Source organism: Citrobacter sp. Ce104 (assembly GCF_030334595.1).
GTDB lineage: Bacteria > Pseudomonadota > Gammaproteobacteria > Enterobacterales > Enterobacteriaceae > Citrobacter > Citrobacter europaeus.
In genome coordinates, this window is record NZ_JAOWDP010000067.1 from 39,757 (window position 1) to 61,422 (window position 21,666).

The following is a 21,666-nucleotide window of genomic DNA, read 5'->3' on the forward strand; positions in this document are numbered from 1 at the left end:
CCAGTACGGGCCATTGGAGAAAAACGATGGATGATATTTTGCTGACGTCAGACCTGACCAGTCGATACAAAATCTCACGTAAAACCCTTTGGTCATGGCAAAGCACAGAAACTATGCCGCGGGGTTTTGCGAAGCCGTTCCCTGCTCCTGATTTTCCTGGTAACCCAAACCGCTGGAAGTCGGAGTCAGTCAAAGAGTGGGAAGGTGTGAAACAGCCAATTAACTGAATGGCTCACCAATGATACTTTCAAGATGGCTCTGCCAAACGTGGAGCCAGTGTTTTTGGTCATCGATGTAGTCGTGCAGATTGTAGTGAGCCATTACACCGACCATCTGATGACCAAGTAGTTTTTCAATCACATGCGGCGGACAGCCAAGTTCTGAAAGATTTGTTGCGATTGTTCTTCTCATATCATGGAGAGACCAAGGCTCCATACCGGATTCTGACCAAATATACCTGGCGTAGTTCGAAGCAACTGGCGGATGAACCGGGACATCTTTAATTTCCCCATCCAGTAAGCGCTGTGAAGTGACTAAATGCTTTGTGTTGATCTTCTCAAGATGGTTTTTTACCAGTCCCACAGCAGCATCAGAAAGAGCCCTTCTCATGTGCACTCGCGTTTTGTAACTTCCAGCAGGAACTATCCACACATTTTCATCCAGCTTGAACCATGACCTTTCGCTCAACCGAATCTCTGCCGTCCTACAACCGGTCAACATAATAAATTTCACAAGAAACACGGACTCTATCGACATGCGGTTTTGCAGCCACCGATAAATAGCCACCAGCTCACTATCATCCAAGCGCCGCGTTCTCTTTTTCGGTTTTTGACCAACGTCAGTGGGTAGCAATCCCTCAAGCGGATTGGTAGATATTACGCCTCGGTTAATACAGAATCTGAATGAACGTTTGCACAGCGAAAGCATATAATGGGCCATTACCCTGCTTTCAATCTGATCAAATACATCTATCCAGTGCATTTTTGTCGAGTTATCGACTTTGACGTTCCGCATCGGTTCGGCGATATGCTTGGCGAATACCAGCTGATAATAATCCGTCTTTGTGAGTTGATTCGCGATGCAGTGTTTCTCGATCCAATAATCGAAGGCTTCAGCCACAGTCATAGAACCTTCGCGAGATAATTTTTCCAGCTTCACTTGCTCGCGAGGATCTAAACCTTCAGTTAGCCACGTTCTGAACTGCTGACGCCTTTCCCTTGCCTGAGCAATGCTCATTGCCGGATAATCACCGACATTGAGTTTTACAGCTTTACCAGCCCATCTGTATCGGTAGAAGAAAGAAACTTTTCCAGCCTGGCTAATCCTTGCGTTTAGTCCGTGAGAATCTGAAATGGTTTCGATATCATCGCGCTTCTTGCCAAGGGCCTTCCTGAGCTTTGTGTCAGTGATCATTGAATGGGTACACATTTGGCTTTTGAGTACACAAAAGTGTACACAAAACTCGTTGCTCTAAGCTACCCGCAATGTAACACTTGTACTCAAAGTGTGATGATTAGATGACCGGAAGGCAGGTAATAGAAGGCTTTAGCGTAACAGAACGTTTTTACGCGGAATTCTTCGAAATAAGCCGAATGACAATACAAAAAGGTTTTTTAAAAACAGAACGAAAAGCAGACATTGGGCACCGCCAGCGGTGCCCTTTTAGATCAGATACTGTGGATCGCAAACAGCAACGAGTTGCGTTGATGGTTGAGAATGCACTTTCTGATAGTGTGGATACGCATATTACGACGCGATTGTCCTTCAAGCCAACGTGCTTTACGGCGGCTAGCCTGACGCAGCATCCGCCAGCGTCCCACTTCCGTTCTACTACGCTTCATGTTTACTACTCTTTCAGTCACTGAGTGGCCATTATAACGCCACACCGAATGCAGACCAGCGGTTTTCCCGTGTTTTTATTTGCCAGATTAATCCTGATGCGTAAACTCTTAACAATACGCTTTCAAAAGGATTTTTAAATTTATGACAACCTTCTACACCGTGGTGAGTTGGCTGGTCATTCTGGGTTACTGGGTACTCATTGCTGGCGTAACATTACGCATTCTAATGAAACGACGCGCAGTGCCCTCCGCAATGGCCTGGCTTTTGATCATCTATATTCTGCCATTGGTAGGGATCATTGCTTATCTGTCCTTCGGTGAGCTCCACCTGGGTAAACGTCGCGCGGAGCGTGCCCGGGCAATGTGGCCGTCAACGGCCAAGTGGCTGAACGACCTTAAAGCCTGTAAGCATATTTTTGCGCAGGAAAACAGCAGCGTCGCCTCATCCTTATTTAAACTGTGCGAGCGGCGTCAAGGAATTGCCGGCGTTAAGGGAAATCAGCTGCAGCTGCTCACCAGTTCAGATGACGTGATGCAGGCATTAATCCGTGATATTCAACTCGCGCGCCACAACATAGAGATGGTGTTCTACATCTGGCAGCCGGGCGGTATGGCCGATCAGGTCGCCGAATCATTAATGGCCGCCGCCAGACGCGGGATTCACTGCCGCCTGATGCTGGACTCGGCGGGCAGCGTGGCGTTCTTCCGTAGCCCATGGGCGGCGATGATGCGTAACGCAGGGATCGAGGTTGTTGAAGCGCTGAAAGTGAACCTGATGCGTGTGTTTTTACGCCGGATGGACCTGCGCCAGCACCGCAAAATGATCATGATCGACAACTACATTGCGTATACCGGCAGCATGAACATGGTCGATCCGCGCTTCTTCAAACAAGATGCAGGCGTTGGGCAATGGGTTGATTTGATGGCAAGAATGGAAGGTCCGGTAGCCACCGCTATGGGCATCGTCTATTCCTGCGACTGGGAAATTGAGACCGGAAAGCGCATTTTACCCCCGCCGCCGGACGTCAATATCATGCCGTTTGAGCAGGCCAGCGGCCACACCATTCACACTATCGCCTCGGGTCCTGGTTTCCCTGAAGATTTGATTCATCAGGCGTTATTGACTGCTGCTTATTCAGCACGTGAATATTTAATTATGACCACGCCCTACTTTGTTCCCAGCGACGATTTGCTGCACGCCATCTGTACGGCGGCGCAGCGTGGGGTCGACGTCAGTATCATTCTTCCGCGTAAGAATGATTCCCTGTTGGTTGGCTGGGCAAGCCGGGCCTTTTTCACTGAACTGCTGGCGGCAGGCGTCAAAATCTATCAGTTCGAAGGCGGCCTGTTGCACACCAAGAGCGTACTGGTTGATGGCGAGCTGAGCCTGGTCGGTACCGTTAACCTGGATATGCGCAGTCTGTGGCTCAATTTTGAAATCACGCTGGTCATTGACGATGCCGGATTCGGCGGCGATCTCGCCGCCGTGCAGGATGATTATATTTCGCGTTCCCGCCTGCTTGATGCCCGTTTGTGGGTAAAACGACCTCTCTGGCAGCGGATCGCCGAGCGACTGTTTTACTTCTTTAGCCCGTTGCTGTAAAACGTGCCCATCAGACAGTAAACAGGTAGTCATTATGGATATGGATTTGAACAATCGTCTGACTGAAGACGAAACGCTTGAGCAGGCTTACGATATTTTTCTCGAACTGGCTGTGGACAACCTCGATCCGGCAGATATCATTCTGTTCAATTTGCAGTTTGAAGAGCGCGGCGGTGCCGAGTTATTCGATCCGGCAGAAGACTGGCAGGAGCATGTTGATTTTGACCTGAACCCTGATTTCTTTGCCGAAGTGGTGATTGGTCTGGCAGATACAGAAGATGGCGAGATTAACGATATTTTTGCGCGCGTTTTATTATGTCGCGAAAAAGATCACAAACTCTGCCATATTCTCTGGCGTGAATAATCTAACAAAAAAGCTGCTCTCGCAGCTTTTTTCATTTTTAGCCCGGTAGTTTACTTCCGCAGCGGTTACAAAACTGCGCGCTATGTTCGTGCTGCGCCTGCTGGCACTGGGGACATTTACGTTCATTCTGTCGATGCTGGAAAGCACTGCTCATGTGTGTGGTAATCAATCCCGTCGGTATCGCAATCACCGAGTAACCAATCAGGATAAGCACAGACGCGACCATACGTCCCAACGGTGTGTGAGGAGTGATATCGCCATAGCCGACGGTAGTGACCGTTACAATGGCCCAATACACCGACGCATTCAGCGTAGTAAAGCCATATTTTGGCCCTTCTATCAGATACATCATCGCGCCAAAAACCACCATCAGAATGGCAATAAAAGAATAGAACAGCATCAACTGATGCCGGGCGCTTTTTAACGCATTCCAGAACACACGCAGGGAAGGCATAAAGCGCAGCAACTTGAGAATGCGCAGGACGCGCAGGACGCGCATCGCCCGCCAGGCGAAGACATAACTCAGACTTATTTCAGGCCATAGCCACATCACATACAGTGGCAGAATAGTGGCCAGGTCGATTATCCCCCAGAAGCTAAACACATATTTAGCAGGGTTGGCCCAGCAGCATAAGCGCAGAAGATATTCGAGAGTAAAGACCAGAGTGATAAAGATCTCCAGCCAGACAAAAATATGCCACTCATCGTAAGTTAAATGGTATTGCGTCCCTACTCCGGACTCAATGAAGATAACAATAACGCTGAGCAAGGCGAACAGCGCGCACAGACCTTCAAAGCGACGCCCGGAACGGGTGTTTAAATCGAATAACTTGCGATAGAGCGCGCGGCGGACGGAAGAGACTAAACCTGGCACAGATACCTCACCAAAAATAAGGGCTGACCTTTGTCAGCCCTCACGATTATAGCGGGTCTACTTTCAGGCAGGAAACGGCGTGTCGGAAACTTCCTTCGAGAACCGGACGCGTTTTTGCGCATTCCGGTCCGGCAATCGGGCAGCGCGTACGGAACACGCAGCCGGAAGGAGGGTTTATCGGCGACGGTAATTCGCCTTCCAGCAACTGGATAACCTTGTTCCTTTCCTGATCCGGATCGGGGATCGGCACCGCAGACATCAGCGCTTTGGTATATGGATGCAGCGGGTTATGGTACACCTCGTCATAGGTCCCCAATTCCACGGCATGGCCGAGATACATAACCAGCACGCGGTCGGAGATGTGTTTAACCACCGCCAGGTCGTGGGCAATAAAGATTAACGATAATCCCATTTCACGTTGAAGCTGTTGCAGCAGGTTCACCACCTGGGCCTGAATGGATACGTCCAGCGCCGAAACGGGTTCATCGCAAATAATCAGCTTCGGTTCGAGGATCAACGCACGGGCAATACCAATACGCTGACACTGACCACCAGAAAACTCATGCGGGTAGCGGTTAATCAGGTTGGGCAGTAATCCAACCTTCATCATCATCGCCTTCACACGGTCGCGGACTTCCTGACCCGGCAGGTTTGGATGATAAGTCCGCAGCGGTTCGGCAATGATTTCGCCAATGGTCATACGCGGGTTTAACGATGCCAGCGGATCCTGGAAAATCATCTGGATATCGCTGCGCACCTCGCGCCACTCATCGGGTTTCATGCCCAGTAAATCTTTACCCAGCCAGGCGACCTTTCCATCAGTGGCTTTCACCAGGCCAATGATCGCACGGGCAAAGGTCGATTTTCCGCAGCCTGATTCGCCTACCACGCCCAGGGTTTCACCTTCATACAGCCGTAGGGTTACGCCATCAACCGCCTTCAGGGTTTTAGACGGTTGCCAGAACCACTGTTTGCCATCTTTAATGTCGAAATGGACTTTAAGATCGGCAATCTCCAGGAGCACTTTTCGTTGTTCGGTGACCGCATTCATACCAGTTCCTCCACCGGTTTAAAGCAGGCGCGCAGACGGCCCGGACTAAATTCCTCCAGTGGCGGAGCGCTGCTACAGATGTCCATCGCATGCGGGCAACGCGGTTGGAATGGACAGCCTTTTGGCAGGCGCAGCAGGTTCGGAGGGTTGCCAGGGATAGTCAGCATCTCTTCCCCTTCGGCATCCAGACGAGGTACGGCATTCAGCAAACCAATTGAATACGGATGAACGGGTTTATAAAAGACATCCCGCGCGCTACCGTATTCCATAGTACGTCCGGCGTACATCACCAGAACTTTATCGCAAATACCGGCAACAACCCCCAGGTCGTGGGTGATCATGATAATCGCGGTGTTGAATTCACTTTTCAGTTCATTCAGCAGCGTCATGATTTGCGCCTGTACCGTCACATCGAGTGCGGTGGTCGGCTCATCGGCTATCAGTAATTTAGGCCTGCACAATAGCGCCATGGCGATCATTACGCGCTGACGCATGCCGCCGGAGAATTCATGCGGATACATTTTCATGCGCTTACGCGCTTCCGGCATTTTCACCGCATCCAGCATTCTGACAGACTCTTCAAAAGCTTCCGCTTTGCTCATGCCTTTATGCAGCATCAGAACTTCCATCAACTGCTCGCCGACCCGCATGTACGGATTGAGAGAAGTCATCGGGTCCTGGAAAATCATCGAGATTTGCTCGGCGCGCAGTTTGTTCAGCTCACGTTCCGGTAAGTTCAGAATTTCACGCCCATTGAAGGTTGCAGAACCCCCGATACGGCCATTTGCGGCCAGCAGGCCCATCAGAGCAAACGCCGTTTGCGATTTGCCCGAACCGGACTCACCGACAATACCCAACGTTTCTCCGGCTCGCAGAGAAAAATTTAAATCGTTTACTGCGGTAACATCGCCATCGGGGGTGGCAAACGTCACGCGCAGATCTTTTACGTTCAGCAGTGCGTTAGCCTGTTGTTGCGCGAGCGGCGCGGTAGAGGTTTCAATTACGCTCATGGCTGCACTCCTTAACGGTCTTTCGGGTCGAGGGCATCACGCAGGCCATCGCCAATAAAGTTAAAACAGAACAAAGTGACCACCAGGAAACCTGCCGGGAACAGCAGCAGCCATGGTGAGACTTCCATCGAGTTGGCACCATCACTGAGCAGCGCGCCCCAACTACTTAACGGTTCTTGCGTACCTAATCCCAAAAAGCTCAGGAAGGATTCAAACAGAATCATGCTCGGCACCAGCAATGAAGCGTATACCACCACTACGCCCAGCACGTTCGGCACAATATGACGGATAACGATGCGTACGGTAGACACTCCACCCACTTGTGCTGCTTCAATGAACTCTTTGCGCTTGAGACTCAGCGTTTGTCCACGCACGATACGCGCCATATCGAGCCAGGAGACCATTCCGATAGCAACAAAAATCAGCAGGATATTTTGTCCAAAGAAGGTAACCAGCAGGATCACAAAGAACATGAAAGGGAAGGAGTTGAGGATTTCCAGCAGACGCATCATCACCGAGTCGATTTTACCGCCGAGATAGCCCGACAGAGAGCCGTACAGCGTACCAACGACTACCGCCACCAGCGCCGCGGCAATGCCGACCATCAGCGAGATACGCCCGCCAATCGCCACACGAACCAGCAGGTCACGACCCGACGAGTCGGTGCCGAAATAGTGTCCGGACTCCGTATCCGGCGCGCTGGACATCATGCCCCAGTCGGTATCGAAGTAGGTAAACTGCGACAGCATCGGCGCCAGCGTCACAAACAACGCAATGATCACCAGCACCACCAGGCTTGCTACCGCCGCGCGGTTATGCATAAAGCGTCGACGCGCGTCTTGCCACAGGCTGCGGCCTTCGACCTCCAGCTTTTCACTGAAATTCTCCAGCGCTTCGCTGTTTTTCTTACTTAACATCATAGCGAGCTCCAGTATCAGTAACGAATTTTCGGGTCGATAACGGCATACAGCACATCGACAATCGCGTTAAACACGATGGTCAGCGTACCCACCAGAATGGTCAGGCTCAGAACCAGCGAATAGTCGCGGTTTAACGCGCCATTGACGAACAGTTGGCCAATGCCCGGCAAACCATAGATGGTTTCAATAACCATCGAACCGGTGATAATGCCGACAAATGCTGGCCCCATATAGGACAGCACGGGCAACAGCGCAGGTTTTAACGCATGGCGGAAAATAATCCGCCGCATCGGCAGCCCTTTAGCGCGTGCGGTACGAATAAAGTTAGAGTGCAGTACTTCAATCATCGAGCCGCGAGTAATACGGGCGATACTGGCGATATAGGCCAGTGACAAGGCCACCATCGGCAGGATCATAAATTTCAGCGCCCCGCCGTTCCAGCCCCCGCCGGGTAGCCATTTCAAGGTTATGGCAAATATCATGACCAATAAGGGAGCGACCACGAAACTGGGGATAACGACCCCGGTCATTGCCACCCCCATCACCGTGTAATCCCAGCGCGTATTTTGCTTCAGCGCGGCTATCACCCCGGCGCTAACGCCCACGAGGACGGCCAGAATAAAGGCGGCAGCGCCAAGCTTCGCAGAAACCGGAAAGCTCGAGGCAACGAGGTCGTTTACCGTATAGTCTTTATATTTAAAGGATGGCCCAAAATCGCCATGTGCCAGCTGCTTCAGATAGCTGAAGTACTGCGTCGAGATAGGATCGTTAAGATGATATTTCGCTTCAATATTTGCCAGTACCTCTGGCGGTAACGCGCGTTCTCCGGTAAATGGGCTTCCCGGCGCAAGGCGCATCATAAAGAATGAAATTGTAATAAGAATAAATAGCGTCGGAATCGCTTCCAGACAGCGACGTAATATGAATTTTAACATTGCCCGTACCTTCTGGCGTGTGCCTTTATACCCCTTTTGCCCCGACGTTCAGGTAAAGAGGTATTTATAGTTCGAAGAAAAAGACACTGTGGGGCAACCTTGATCGCCCCACGTCTTGCCATTAATGCTTGATAATATACAAGTCTTTAACGTGGATATTATCCATCGGGTCTTTACCGGAGTATCCGCCAACCCATGGTTTCACCAGGCGGGCGTTCACATAGTAATAAACCGGTACAATCGCAGAATCTTTATCCAACTGCTGCTCTGCTTTTGAATACAGTTCGCTACGCTGTGCTTCGTCGGTCACTTTCAGCGTATCCGCAATCAGCTTATCAAACGCCGGGCTCTTATAATGGACGGTGTTGTTAGAGCTGTCGGAAAGCACCATGTTCAGGAAGGAGGTTGGTTCGTTGTAATCCGCACACCAACCAGCACGCGAAACATCATAGTTACCCTGATGGCGCGTATCGAGGAATGTTTTCCACTCCTGATTTTCCAGCTTCACGTTGGCGCCCAGATTTTTCTTCCAGATAGATGCCGCGGCGATAGCCAGCTTCTTGTGCAGGTCTGAGGTATTATACAGCAGGTCAAAGGTCAACGGTTTTTCAGCGGTATAACCGGCTTCAGCCAGCAGTTTTTTCGCTTCTTCGTTGCGTTTTTCCTGTGACCATTTGAACCACTCTGGCTCAACCAGTTTCGCGCCATCGGTGTAAGGAGGGGTAAAGCTATAGGCAGGCAGGTCGCCCTGGTTTTTCACTTTGTTGACGATGATGTCGCGATCCATCGCCAGCTTCAGAGCGGTACGAACACGAACATCGTTGAACGGTGCTTTCTGGTTGTTGATTTCGTAATAATAGGTGCACAGATACGGGTCAACGTGAACTTCGTTCGGGATTTCTTTTTTCAGTTTCTGGAATAACTCGATCGGCATGTTGTTATAGGTCATGTCGATTTCGCCGCTGCGATAGCGGTTAACGTCAGTCACTTCAGAAGCAATTGGCAGGTAGGTCACCTGGTTAATCACCGTTTTAGCGTTGTCCCAGTAATTGGCATTACGTTCAAGTACAATGCGCTCGTTGACCACCCAATCTTTCAGTTTGTATGCGCCATTGGTGACGATATTAGCGGGCTGGGTCCATTTCTCACCGTATTTTTCAACCGCTGCTTTAGGAACCGGTGAAACAGATGAGTGCACAAGCAGTTTGTAGAAATAAGGAACAGGCTCGCTCAGAGTGACTTCAAAGGTATGGTCATCAAGAGCTTTAACACCGAGATCGGTGACCGGCTTTTTGCCGGCGATAATATCATCAATATTGACGATGTGACCGTACTGCAAATAACTGGCGTACGGTGACGCGGTATTTGGGTTAGCCAGTCGTTGCCAGCTATACACGAAATCTTGCGCGGTGACAGGCGTGCCGTCAGACCACTTAGCATCTTTACGCAGATGGAATGTCCAGACTTTAAAATCTTTATTTTCCCATTTCTCAGCCACGCCAGGCGATGGTTTGCCATCGACATCACTGATTAATAAACCTTCAAACAGATCGCGGCTAATGTTGGATTCAGGTACACCTTCGATTTTATGCGGATCGAGCGACTGAACTTCCGAACCATTATTACGCACCAGAGTCTGCTTTTCAGCAAGCTGTACTCCCGCTGGCACAACTGCCGCCGTGGCAACATTTCCAGCGACTAGCGCAGTTAAGATCCCCGCAGCTACTAAACTTTTTTTGGTGATGTTAGTCATTGTGTTTGTACTCCCTCATTATTATGGCTGGTTTTTTAACCAGACTGTTAATCCTGTCAGGATCACTGTACGGCATCGGAGATTTTCTGCCGTCAGGTCGTTTTTTGTTTTACTGCTTGCTATCACCGACTTTATTTATTCTGGCGATTCGTATGACCGCCTTACGTCGATTATCTACGTGCCTCCCCCTGCCGGAAACACGCTATTACCCTGTTGAGAGAAACTAACTGCAAATGATTCTCATCAACGTGAATTCTTCTGCATAATACCTGGCCGGAAAGTATCAAATGCGTTTCTTAACCGCCAATACATTTTACAAATTTGTTAACCAATTCTCTTTTATTGGAAATAAATCTCACTAAGAAAGTCTTACGAATGAAGGCCTGTTATAATAAATCTATAAAAATCAATGCACTACATCAAGCACGGTGTTAACTACCCTGTCCGGAGTCAACATCATGCCAAAATGCACATAAATTTAACAATTGGTTATTAATTAGCACATTCAACTGAAAAAAACGCTGAAATAACTAATAACATTTCGATAATCCTTCAGCAAGCCCCAGAGTATGATGTTAATTAAATAACAGCGATATCAGACTCTCTCTGGCGGACGGATGAGTGTTACATTCATAAAATCAATGAATAAACAAATGAATAACCATCAGCATTTTTTATTATTACTATGCTGATTTTCAACTTTAGTGAGAAGTTTTACTAATAATGAAAGGAAACGGAGCCGCAAGCGGCTCCGTTTATCCCGCAGAGGGATATCAGGCAAGCAAACCGGGGAAAATGGACTTGATTCCAGTCACGATGAATTCGATCCCCAGAGCCATCAACAACAACCCCATAATACGCGTAATGACGTTGATGCCGGTCTGGCCTAACAGTCGTACCAGCCATGGCGCCATGCGAAACAGCCCCCAACAGCACAGGGCAAACAACGCAATCGCGACGAAAAATCCAAACAGGTTAATCGCACTGTGATAGCGCGTACCCCAAACGATAGTTGAGCTTATCGCCCCAGGCCCCGCCATCAGCGGCAACGCCAGTGGCACTACACCAATACTTTCACGAATTGCTGTTTCTGATTTTTCCTGTTTATTTTGCTTATCTTCGCCAAGTTTTCCGCTAATCATCGACATCGCGATAGTCACTACCAGAATGCCGCCGGCAATCCTGAACGAATCGATCGAGATACCGAAGAGTTGCAAAATACCGTCGCCAAGGAACAGTGAAGTCCACAGGATGATAGCAACTGACAGGTTTGCAGTGAGGTTGGTTTTGTTTCGCGCAGCAGCCGTTTGATAGCTGGTCATACTGATAAAGACAGGGATGATCCCTACCGGGTTGACCAATGCAAATAACCCAATGAAAAATTTAAAATAGACAGGAAAATCAAATAGCGTTTGGGTCACGGTTAGCTCCGAAGCGTTAGCCGGATAAAATGAGTCATAAAAATTGATAAAATCCGCGCTGAAGATACGCCTTTTGTCAGCATACTTCACCTCCTATCTGCGTATATCTACGTAAATACGCTACCAATAGTTAGTGTTATTAATATGTATTGAATATGCTAATGTAATTAGCATTCACCCCATCAATTTGTTAACACTTACCGATAAACGCTAAAAGGGCCTGCTGAAAGGTGTCAGCTTTGCTAAATCTTGATCCAGATCACGCAATTACTACTCAGAAGTGAGTAATCTTGCTTACGCCACCTGGAGATAACGCGTTAGAGTTAACTGGCGCTAGTGCATAAGCTCTTTTAGTAAATCAAGGTAAAGTGGACGTTAATTAACCGTTTGATTTTCAAAACGTTACACAAATTTTCGTCGGTCTGTCTATACTCTCGTATCGAGCAGATGATTTACTAAAAAAGTTTAACATTATCAGGAGAGCATTATGGCTGTTACTAATGTCGCTGAACTTAACGCACTTGTAGAGCGCGTAAAAAAAGCCCAGCGTGAATATGCCAGTTTCACTCAAGAACAGGTTGACAAAATCTTCCGTGCCGCCGCTCTGGCTGCCGCAGACGCTCGAATCCCTCTCGCGAAAATGGCCGTTGCCGAATCTGGCATGGGCATCGTCGAAGATAAAGTGATTAAAAACCACTTCGCTTCCGAATACATTTATAACGCATATAAAGACGAAAAAACCTGTGGCGTGCTGTCTGAAGACGACACTTTCGGTACCATTACCATTGCTGAACCGATCGGTATCATTTGCGGTATCGTTCCAACCACCAACCCGACTTCTACTGCAATCTTCAAATCTCTGATCAGCCTGAAGACGCGTAACGCCATCATCTTCTCTCCGCACCCACGTGCTAAAGATGCAACCAACAAAGCAGCTGACATCGTTCTGCAGGCAGCCATCGCTGCTGGCGCACCGAAAGATCTGATCGGCTGGATCGATCAACCTTCCGTAGAACTGTCTAACGCGCTGATGCACCACCCGGATATCAACCTGATCCTTGCGACAGGTGGCCCAGGCATGGTTAAAGCAGCATACAGCTCTGGTAAACCGGCAATCGGCGTAGGCGCAGGTAACACCCCGGTTGTTATCGACGAAACCGCTGATATCAAACGTGCTGTTGCATCTGTTCTGATGTCTAAAACCTTCGATAACGGCGTAATTTGTGCCTCTGAACAGTCTGTTGTCGTTGTTGACTCCGTCTACGACGCAGTGCGTGAGCGTTTCGCGACTCACGGCGGCTACATGCTGCAAGGCAAAGAGCTGAAAGCAGTCCAGGACGTTATCCTGAAGAATGGCGCGCTGAACGCGGCTATCGTTGGTCAGCCGGCATACAAAATTGCTGAACTGGCGGGCTTCTCCGTACCAGAAACCACTAAGATTCTGATTGGTGAAGTTAAAGTTGTTGACGAAAGCGAACCGTTTGCTCACGAGAAACTGTCTCCAACGCTGGCAATGTACCGTGCGAAAGATTTCGAAGACGCCGTTATTAAAGCTGAAAAACTGGTTGCGATGGGCGGTATCGGTCATACCTCTTGCCTGTACACCGACCAGGACAATCAGCCAGAACGTGTTGCTTACTTCGGTCAGATGATGAAAACCGCACGTATCCTGATTAACACCCCAGCATCTCAGGGTGGTATCGGTGACCTGTACAACTTCAAACTCGCGCCTTCCCTGACTCTGGGTTGTGGTTCCTGGGGTGGTAACTCCATCTCTGAAAACGTTGGTCCTAAGCACCTGATCAACAAGAAAACCGTTGCTAAGCGAGCTGAAAACATGTTGTGGCACAAACTTCCGAAATCTATCTACTTCCGTCGTGGCTCTCTGCCAATCGCACTGGATGAAGTGATTACCGATGGTCACAAACGTGCGCTGATCGTGACCGACCGCTTCCTGTTTAACAATGGCTACGCTGACCAGATCACTTCTGTTCTGAAAGCTGCTGGCGTTGAAACCGAAGTGTTCTTTGAAGTTGAAGCTGACCCAACTCTGAGCGTTGTACGTAAAGGTGCTGAGCTGGCTAACTCCTTCAAACCAGACGTGATCATCGCGCTGGGTGGTGGTTCCCCGATGGACGCCGCGAAAATCATGTGGGTTATGTACGAACATCCAGAAACCCACTTCGAAGAACTGGCGCTGCGCTTTATGGACATCCGTAAACGTATCTACAAGTTCCCGAAAATGGGCGTGAAAGCGAAGATGGTTGCCGTCACCACCACTTCCGGTACCGGCTCTGAAGTAACTCCGTTTGCGGTCGTTACTGACGATGCAACGGGTCAGAAATATCCGCTGGCTGACTATGCGCTGACTCCGGATATGGCGATTGTTGACGCCAACCTGGTTATGGATATGCCGAAGTCACTGTGTGCGTTCGGTGGTCTGGATGCAGTAACTCACGCTCTGGAAGCTTACGTTTCCGTACTGGCTTCTGAGTTCTCTGACGGTCAGGCTCTGCAAGCGCTGAAACTGCTGAAAGAAAACCTGCCAGCGTCTTACCATGAAGGTTCTAAAAACCCGGTAGCGCGTGAGCGTGTACACAGTGCAGCAACCATCGCCGGTATCGCGTTTGCTAACGCCTTCCTGGGTGTATGTCACTCAATGGCGCACAAGCTGGGTTCTCAGTTCCACATTCCTCACGGTCTGGCGAACGCCCTGCTGATCAGCAACGTTATTCGTTATAACGCCAACGACAACCCGACTAAACAGACTGCATTCAGCCAGTACGACCGTCCGCAGGCTCGTCGTCGCTACGCTGAAATCGCAGACCATCTGGGTCTGAGCGCACCGGGTGACCGTACTGCTGCAAAAATCCAGAAACTGCTGGCCTGGCTGGAAGAAATCAAAGCTGAACTGGGTATTCCTAAGTCTATCCGTGAAGCTGGCGTTCAGGAAGCTGACTTCCTGGCACACGTGGACAAACTGTCTGAAGATGCGTTTGATGACCAGTGTACTGGTGCTAACCCACGTTATCCGCTGATTGCTGAACTGAAACAGATCCTGCTGGATACCTACTACGGTCGCGAATACAGCGAAGGCCAGGCCGCCGCTAAGACTGAAGCAGTAGCAGCACCGAAAGCTGAGAAGAAAGCGAAGAAATCCGCTTAATTCGTCCAGATAAGTTTTAGTTTCACCATAAACGGTCCCTGATGGGACCGTTTTTTTTACGTCTTGCTTTTTTAGAATCGGCGTATGACCCATTCAGCGACATGTAGAGAAGTGTGACCAGGAGGATATGAGAATATCGTCAGGAGAGAGCCTGACAGGGTAGCGAACATTAGCGAATGGTCGTAAGCCTACCCTGTGCTAATAAGCGCCCAGAAGCGCGTAGAGTTAGTCGTGGCAATGCCGTTCTTGTATCGCCGTCAGAGAACCCTCAGACTGTGCCTGTTTATAATGCTTACGACATACAGATACATAGCGTTCATTCCCACCGATCACCACCTGCTCGCCCTCATTATAAGGTCTTCCAGACTGATCAAGTCGTAACACCATGCTGGCCTTACGCCCACAGAAACAAATGGTTTTTAATTCAACCAGTTTATCTGACCATGCCAGCAGGTATTCGCTACCGCCAAATAACTCACCGCGGAAATCTGTGCGCAACCCATAGCACAGCACGGGAATATCCAGCCGATCGACCACTTCAGATAATTCATAAACCTGCTGTCGAGTCAGAAACTGCGACTCATCCACCAGTACGCAGTGAATTCTTTGCTGTTCATTCTCAGCGCGAATCTCTTCGAACAATGATGAATTTTGGTTAAACAATTTTGCAGGTGACGACAGACCTATACGTGAACTTACTTTTCCAGCGCCAAAGCGGTCATCAATTTCCGCTGTATATACAACGGCACGCATCCCACGTTCCTGATAATTGTACGAAGATTGCAGCAATGCAGTCGACTTACCGGCATTCATTGCAGAATAGTAAAAATATAGCTGTGCCATTGAGCGTAGGCCCTCACCCGGGGAAATAAATATGGGCGGGATTGTAGCATATTTCACGAAAGTGTCGGTGTAGCGTTGTCCGCAAAGGCGTATAAATGCACGTGCATACTCGCTCAGTGACGCCTAAATAACCGACCCTTTAAGCTACAAGGGAGCGTGAGTACACTCAGACATAGCTCAGGCAGCCTGAAACTGGACGGGTATATACACACTCTTTCACAAATAGTGCTCATGAAATTTATCCATGCCACTTATCTTCTTGCGGCAATAAAGAAACCCTTTCCTTATTGTTATTGAATCTACCCACTGTCACCATGTATTAGTGAATTCATGTAAGCAAAACTAATACAAAAGGTTGAAATCACTGCAAAGAGATACTATTTGTACACCATAAAATGTGACCTGAATCTTGAATTTTTACTCTCAGCCGCGGAGAAGCCCCCTCACCAATAAGCCTTTTTTATGCCCAACATCGTGGTGAATTTAAGACAGATGAATTAATTCTGATACTAAATAAAGCGCAATTTTGAATTCCTTACATTCCTGGCTATTGCACAACTGAATTTATCGCTCTATTATTAGCTCAACAAACCACCCCCAATATAAGTTTGAGATTACTACAATGAGCGAAGCACTTAAAATTCTGAACAACATCCGTACTCTTCGTGCGCAGGCAAGAGAATGTACTCTGGAAACGCTTGAAGAAATGCTGGAAAAATTAGAAGTTGTTGTTAGCGAGCGCCGTGAAGAAGAAAGCGCTGCAGCTGCTGAAGTTGAAGAACGTACTCGTAAACTGCAACAATATCGTGAAATGCTGATCGCTGACGGCATTGATCCGAACGAACTGCTGAATAGCATGGCTGCTGTTAAATCTGGCACCAAAGCTAAACGCGCTGCACGTCCGGCTAAATATAGCTACGTTGACGAAAACGGTGAAACTAAAACCTGGACTGGCCAGGGTCGTACACCGGCTGTGATCAAAAAAGCGATGGAAGAACAAGGTAAACAACTGGATGATTTCCTGATCAAGGAATAATTCAGAAATAGTTTGCTTAAAATCCCGCCACTGGCGGGATTTTTTTTACCTGTACTTCACACAGTCCCTACCCGGATTAGGTATAAAAAAACGGTGCTGGATTAGCAGCACCGTTCAGACCTGATAATACCAGGAGGTTACTTCTTAATACCCATCTCATCTTCCAGCCAGGCTTTAAATTCAGCGCCGAGAGTATTATGGCGAATACCATATTCAACGAACGCCTGCATATAGCCCAGCTTATTACCACAGTCATGGCTTTTGCCCTTCATGTGATAAGCTTCAACCGTTTCTTTTTCAATCAGCATATCGATAGCATCGGTCAGCTGAATTTCGTCACCCGCTCCCGGAGGCGTTTTTGCCAGCAGAGGCCAGATATCCGCACTAAGGACGTAGCGTCCCACCACGGCCAGATTAGATGGCGCAACATTCGCTTTCGGTTTTTCAACAACGCCAACCATCGGTACGCTTTCGCCTGGCGCTAATTCCACGCCTTTACAATCAACAACACCATAAGCGGTAACATCTTCTACCGGCTCAACCATAATCTGGCTGCTGCCTGTTTCATCAAAACGATGAATCATTTCGGCAAGGTTGTCGCGTGATAAATCAGATTCGTATTCGTCGAGAATCACGTCCGGCAGGATAACGGCAACCGGCTCATCACCAACAACCGGGTGCGCGCACAATACCGCGTGGCCCAGACCTTTGGCCAGCCCCTGACGCACCTGCATAATAGTGACATGCGGCGGACAAATAGATTGCACTTCTTCCAGAAGCTGGCGTTTTACACGTTTCTCCAGCATAGCTTCAAGTTCAAAACTGGTATCGAAGTGGTTTTCAATAGAATTTTTAGACGAGTGAGTTACAAGTACAATTTCAGTGATGCCCGCAGCAATACATTCGTTTACGACGTACTGAATTAATGGCTTATCAACCAACGGTAGCATCTCTTTCGGGATTGCTTTCGTAGCCGGTAACATCCTGGTTCCTAATCCCGCAACCGGGATAACGGCCTTTTTGACTTTTGAATTAAGGGCAGCCATTTAAAACTCTCCTGGACTGTTCATGTATTGAACGTGTTCATCAATCTGTATCGCATCCAAGTATATCAGTACCGCGACAAGCTTCTGGTCTGAAAAGGACGCGCATCGGTATAATTAAGATAAATACGAATAAATCTGCGCTGATAGTAGCACTCACAACATGAGAGGGGTGAGCCAATTTCATTCCCACTCCTATCGGTTGTTCATTCCGCAGACAACATCAGGCGCAGGCGACCCCCAGCCCCCCAAATTTGGCACTGCCAGGACTCGCAACGTTGGCTCAGTTGATTAAGATATGCATTCCCTAAGGTTCCCAACGGAACGCCATTGCTGATTTGTACATTGTGGGAACCTGTATTTAATGTCGCATTCAGCCCCGCTGATACCAAAATCAGGTTTTTTAATCCGCTGTGGTAATAGCCAACCAGCAGAGGAAATTGTCCGGGCAAATTAGCCTGACGCAATAAATGGTTTACCTGTTTCAATAACGCACCCAGCTCTGGCAATCGTTGGTTTTGATGCGCCAGTTGTTCCTGCAGCAAACCGTTAAATAGCGCACGCAGTAATAATGCCGCCAGAACGCCATTATCCCCTGCCCGCGTCACATCCAGACAATAAAACGCAAGGTCATGGTCCGATAGCGGCGCAATATCCAGTACCAGCCCCGGCTGATCGGCGGCCACCAGCTGGCGATAGTTGATCCGACATTGCGAAATCACTTGCGACACCGGAGGCTGTAATTCTTGCAACAGCTTCGCTGCAGCAGCAGGATCACCAACCATCGCATCCCAGTCGCGAAATAGCCGCTCTTCTTCTTCCACGCGTGAATTAAACATATTGGGATACAGGCAGGCAAAAACCGTTTCTCGCAGGCGATTAAGATCTTTCACCGGCTTTAACAGGACGTCATCGACACCCAATCGTAGCGCTTTGGCTATGTCGGACATATTTTCCGTCGCTGATATCACCAGGATTGGGGTCTGATCGCCACGATTACGCAGATACTCCACCAGCTTGAGACCATTCATGCGTGGCATAGCCAGGTCGCAGATCATCAGGTCGGGTTTAAAATGCCCGAGTAAATCCAGTGCTTCAAGTCCGTCGCCAGCTACCGCCGTTGTCGCTCCCAAAGAGGAAAACCATGAGTCCATGAGTGAGCGAAATACCGGCTCATCCTCAACGATAAGAATCTGTTTTCCGACCAATGGCTGCGTCATATTCTCCCCCCTGACTGGCTTTAGTAAATAGTGGCATGCTATTGCTACTCACGCCTGTCAGAATTTGCTTAAGTGTTAATAAAAAAATGCGTTAGACGTTGGTTTTCACCAGGGGTAGAAGCTCATCCATTTTCTTCTCGACCGCCAGTTGTCCGGCAGCAATTGCTGCGCTGGCACGGTGAAAATCCAGCGTGGATATTTGCGGACAGAACGGCTGAATCAGGATATCTGGCGGGTCACCGGCCATACGGTTACGTTTCAGACGGTTTTCCAGAACCTGAATAGACGTCGTCATGATCTCCATCGCCGTCGGCGCGGTCACCGTACGCCTGGCCGTTATATTGCTCAAGCGCTCTTTCAGGCGGGCACGCCATGAGAGTTCGTCAGCATCCTCACCCGTTTCGGTATCACTGCTGACGTTGAAGGAGAGTAAATCTTGCTGCATGAGATGCGCATCGTGTTGCAGATCAACGGCAATAACAATGTCGGCGCCCAGCGCACGGGTTAGAGACACAGGAACGGGATTCACCACCGCGCCATCGACCAGCCAGTAACCATTATGCGCCACGGGAGACATCAAACCAGGAATACTGCATGAGGCCCGGACAGCCAGGTGCAAATCACCTTCGGTGAACCATAGCTCCCGCCCCGTACTCAGATTAGTTGCCACTGTGGCGAAACGTCGGGTGCATTGCTCAATCGCTTCTACCGGCATGACATTACGGTACTGATTAAAAACCCGTTCACCACGCAGTAAACCGCCCCTGCGCCACGAGAGGTCCATCAGACGTAAAACGTCCCAATAGCTGAAAGAACAAACCCACTGTTCTAGAGCAGGTAACTTATTGCATGCGTAGGCTGCACCAACCAGCGAACCAATGGAGCACCCTGCCACGATATCAACATCAATGCCCATATGCTTTAGGGCTTTAATAACGCCAATATGCGACCAACCTCGCGCCGCGCCGGAACCTAGCGCCAGCCCAATTTTTATTTTTCTCATTGTACGTACAAACTTCCCCTGGCTTGCAGACGTAGCAACATCGCTACCGCTCAGTTAACATAGTGCCACTCTGGCGTTTTTACGCCGTTTTTTTATTCCAGGGAGTACTTTGTGTCTCAGCTTTGTCCCTGTGGTAGCGCTGTCGAGTATAGCCTATGTTGCTACCGTTATGTGTCCGGCGCGCAAGTAGCACCTACGCCGTCACATCTCATGCGTTCTCGTTACTGCGCTTTTGTGATGAAAGACGCAGATTACCTTATCAGAACCTGGCATCCGGACTGTCATGCCGCCGCGTTTCGCGACGACATTATCGCAGGATTTGCCCACACCGAATGGCTCGGGCTGAACGTTTTTGAACAAGACACGGCAGACACAGATAATGTCGGCTATGTCAGCTTTGTTGCACGGTTTTCTGAACAAGGTAAAACAGGCGCAATTATCGAGCGCTCTCGTTTTTTAAAAGAAAACGGTCAGTGGTACTATATAGACGGTACACGCCCTCAAATTGGACGAAACGATACCTGCCCTTGTGGCTCCGGTAAAAAATTTAAAAAGTGCTGCGGCTAATCAACGCCCGACAGTATCAATTTTGCAAACATTCTCAACAGGATCACCGCTGCAAATGCATTCATTACAACGAAAAGTGCTGCGTACTATTTGCCCCGACCAAAAAGGTCTGATCGCACGCATTACGAATATCTGTTACAAGCATGAACTGAACATCGTGCAAAACAATGAGTTCGTGGACCACCGTACCGGGCGCTTTTTTATGCGTACCGAACTGGAGGGTATTTTTAACGACGTCACGCTGCTTGCCGATCTGGATAGTGCCCTACCCGATGGCTCCATTCGTGAATTAACGCCAGCAGGACGCCGCCGTATCGTCATTTTGGTCACCAAGGAAGCACATTGTCTGGGCGACCTGTTAATGAAGGCCAATTATGGCGGTCTGGATGTTGAAATCGCGGCAGTTATCGGCAACCACGAAACGCTGCGCCCTTTGGTTGAACGGTTTGATATTCCGTTTGAGCTGGTCAGCCACGAAGGTTTAACGCGTGACGAACACGACCAGAAAATGGCCGACGCTATCGACGCGCACCAACCAGACTATGTCGTGCTGGCAAAATACATGCGCGTTTTGACGCCAACGTTTGTTTCACGCTTCCCGAATAAGATTATCAATATCCACCATTCATTCCTGCCGGCGTTTATTGGTGCTCGTCCTTACCATCAGGCTTATGAGCGCGGTGTGAAGATCATCGGCGCAACGGCTCACTACGTGAATGATAACCTCGATGAAGGTCCAATCATTATGCAGGACGTGATTCACGTTGATCACACCTACACCGCAGAAGACATGATGCGTGCGGGTCGTGACGTTGAGAAAAATGTATTAAGCCGCGCACTGTATCAAGTGCTGGCTCAACGCGTGTTTGTTTACGGCAACCGAACGATTATTCTGTAATCGATTGATAATTTAATTGGTTACCTTTACATCTTTACGCGTAAAAATCAGGCAACCAGTTCTTTTTTATCAACGGAATACTTTACAGGGGCGCATCATTTGATATGATGCGCCCCGC

Annotated in this window: 20 protein-coding genes; 7 read left to right on the top strand and 13 right to left on the bottom strand. The window is 49.0% G+C overall.

Annotated features, from left to right (window positions below; translation table 11 throughout):
- Positions 1-26: 26 nt before the first annotated feature.
- On the top strand, positions 27-227 hold the full coding sequence (locus OGW16_RS18170) for a hypothetical protein (protein ID WP_016156725.1): 201 nt from the start codon (positions 27-29) through the stop codon (positions 225-227).
- Here the strand turns inward: OGW16_RS18170 and OGW16_RS18175 are convergent.
- Positions 220-1,413, bottom strand: a complete 1,194-nt coding sequence (locus OGW16_RS18175) for a tyrosine-type recombinase/integrase (RefSeq protein WP_016156726.1) — start codon at positions 1,411-1,413, stop codon at positions 220-222. The two genes, OGW16_RS18170 and OGW16_RS18175, sit on opposite strands and share 8 nt — an antisense overlap.
- 254 nt (positions 1,414-1,667) lie before the next feature.
- Positions 1,668-1,841, bottom strand: a complete 174-nt coding sequence (locus OGW16_RS18180; RefSeq protein ID WP_003020684.1) for a YciY family protein — start codon at positions 1,839-1,841, stop codon at positions 1,668-1,670.
- Between the two features lie 142 nt (positions 1,842-1,983).
- Here OGW16_RS18180 and cls point away from each other — a divergent pair, with 142 nt between their 5' ends.
- Positions 1,984-3,444, top strand: a complete 1,461-nt coding sequence (cls, locus tag OGW16_RS18185) for a cardiolipin synthase (RefSeq protein ID WP_003020687.1) — start codon at positions 1,984-1,986, stop codon at positions 3,442-3,444.
- A 34-nt stretch (positions 3,445-3,478) separates the two neighbouring features.
- Positions 3,479-3,808 (top strand): HI1450 family dsDNA-mimic protein, encoded by a 330-nt coding sequence (locus OGW16_RS18190; RefSeq protein ID WP_043016135.1) that lies wholly within the window; start codon positions 3,479-3,481, stop codon positions 3,806-3,808.
- A 37-nt stretch (positions 3,809-3,845) separates the two neighbouring features.
- Here OGW16_RS18190 and OGW16_RS18195 read toward each other — a convergent pair whose 3' ends face one another.
- The 7 genes from OGW16_RS18195 to ychE all read right to left on the bottom strand — a co-directional run bounded on the left by OGW16_RS18195 (position 3,846) and on the right by ychE (position 11,772).
- Positions 3,846-4,682: an ion transporter gene (locus OGW16_RS18195; protein ID WP_043016134.1), complete on the bottom strand. Its 837-nt coding sequence runs from the start codon at positions 4,680-4,682 to the stop codon at positions 3,846-3,848.
- Between the two features lie 46 nt (positions 4,683-4,728).
- Entirely contained in the window at positions 4,729-5,733 is a 1,005-nt protein-coding gene (oppF, locus tag OGW16_RS18200) for a murein tripeptide/oligopeptide ABC transporter ATP-binding protein OppF (RefSeq protein ID WP_003020696.1), read from the bottom strand.
- Complete coding sequence (oppD, locus tag OGW16_RS18205; protein ID WP_043016133.1) at positions 5,730-6,743, bottom strand: murein tripeptide/oligopeptide ABC transporter ATP-binding protein OppD; 1,014 nt, start codon at positions 6,741-6,743, stop codon at positions 5,730-5,732. The genes oppF and oppD overlap by 4 nt, the downstream gene beginning before the upstream one ends.
- A gap of 11 nt (positions 6,744-6,754) precedes the next feature.
- Entirely contained in the window at positions 6,755-7,663 is a 909-nt protein-coding gene (gene oppC, locus OGW16_RS18210; protein ID WP_003020701.1) for an oligopeptide ABC transporter permease OppC, read from the bottom strand.
- 14 nt (positions 7,664-7,677) lie between these two features.
- Entirely contained in the window at positions 7,678-8,598 is a 921-nt protein-coding gene (gene oppB, locus OGW16_RS18215) for an oligopeptide ABC transporter permease OppB (RefSeq protein WP_003020708.1), read from the bottom strand.
- A 121-nt stretch (positions 8,599-8,719) separates the two neighbouring features.
- Entirely contained in the window at positions 8,720-10,351 is a 1,632-nt protein-coding gene (oppA, locus tag OGW16_RS18220) for an oligopeptide ABC transporter substrate-binding protein OppA (protein WP_043016132.1), read from the bottom strand.
- Between the two features lie 773 nt (positions 10,352-11,124).
- Entirely contained in the window at positions 11,125-11,772 is a 648-nt protein-coding gene (ychE, locus tag OGW16_RS18225) for an NAAT family transporter YchE (protein ID WP_047413468.1), read from the bottom strand.
- Between the two features lie 487 nt (positions 11,773-12,259).
- Here ychE and adhE point away from each other — a divergent pair, with 487 nt between their 5' ends.
- On the top strand, positions 12,260-14,938 hold the full coding sequence (gene adhE / locus OGW16_RS18230; protein ID WP_043016131.1) for a bifunctional acetaldehyde-CoA/alcohol dehydrogenase: 2,679 nt from the start codon (positions 12,260-12,262) through the stop codon (positions 14,936-14,938).
- Between the two features lie 225 nt (positions 14,939-15,163).
- On the opposite strand, the gene tdk is transcribed toward adhE, so the two are convergent.
- Entirely contained in the window at positions 15,164-15,781 is a 618-nt protein-coding gene (gene tdk, locus OGW16_RS18235) for a thymidine kinase (protein WP_043016130.1), read from the bottom strand.
- 622 nt (positions 15,782-16,403) lie between these two features.
- Between tdk and hns the strand changes: the two genes are divergently transcribed.
- Positions 16,404-16,817: a histone-like nucleoid-structuring protein H-NS gene (hns, locus tag OGW16_RS18240; protein ID WP_003020723.1), complete on the top strand. Its 414-nt coding sequence runs from the start codon at positions 16,404-16,406 to the stop codon at positions 16,815-16,817.
- A gap of 137 nt (positions 16,818-16,954) precedes the next feature.
- Here hns and galU read toward each other — a convergent pair whose 3' ends face one another.
- From galU to rssA, 3 genes are all read right to left on the bottom strand, one after another.
- The gene (gene galU, locus OGW16_RS18245; protein ID WP_016153274.1) at positions 16,955-17,863 is read right to left on the bottom strand and encodes a UTP--glucose-1-phosphate uridylyltransferase GalU; all 909 of its coding nucleotides are present in this window, start codon (positions 17,861-17,863) and stop codon (positions 16,955-16,957) included.
- A gap of 203 nt (positions 17,864-18,066) precedes the next feature.
- On the bottom strand, positions 18,067-19,080 hold the full coding sequence (gene rssB, locus OGW16_RS18250; RefSeq protein WP_043016129.1) for a two-component system response regulator RssB: 1,014 nt from the start codon (positions 19,078-19,080) through the stop codon (positions 18,067-18,069).
- A 91-nt stretch (positions 19,081-19,171) separates the two neighbouring features.
- Complete coding sequence (gene rssA / locus OGW16_RS18255) at positions 19,172-20,083, bottom strand: patatin-like phospholipase RssA (protein ID WP_043016128.1); 912 nt, start codon at positions 20,081-20,083, stop codon at positions 19,172-19,174.
- Positions 20,084-20,194: 111 nt separating this feature from the next.
- On the opposite strand from rssA, the gene OGW16_RS18260 reads away from it, so the two are divergent.
- Together OGW16_RS18260 and purU are read left to right on the top strand one after the other, a co-directional pair.
- Positions 20,195-20,650, top strand: coding sequence for a YchJ family protein (locus OGW16_RS18260; protein ID WP_043016127.1), 456 nt, complete (start codon positions 20,195-20,197; stop codon positions 20,648-20,650).
- 55 nt (positions 20,651-20,705) lie between these two features.
- On the top strand, positions 20,706-21,548 hold the full coding sequence (purU, locus tag OGW16_RS18265; RefSeq protein ID WP_006684274.1) for a formyltetrahydrofolate deformylase: 843 nt from the start codon (positions 20,706-20,708) through the stop codon (positions 21,546-21,548).
- Positions 21,549-21,666 lie beyond the last annotated feature (118 nt).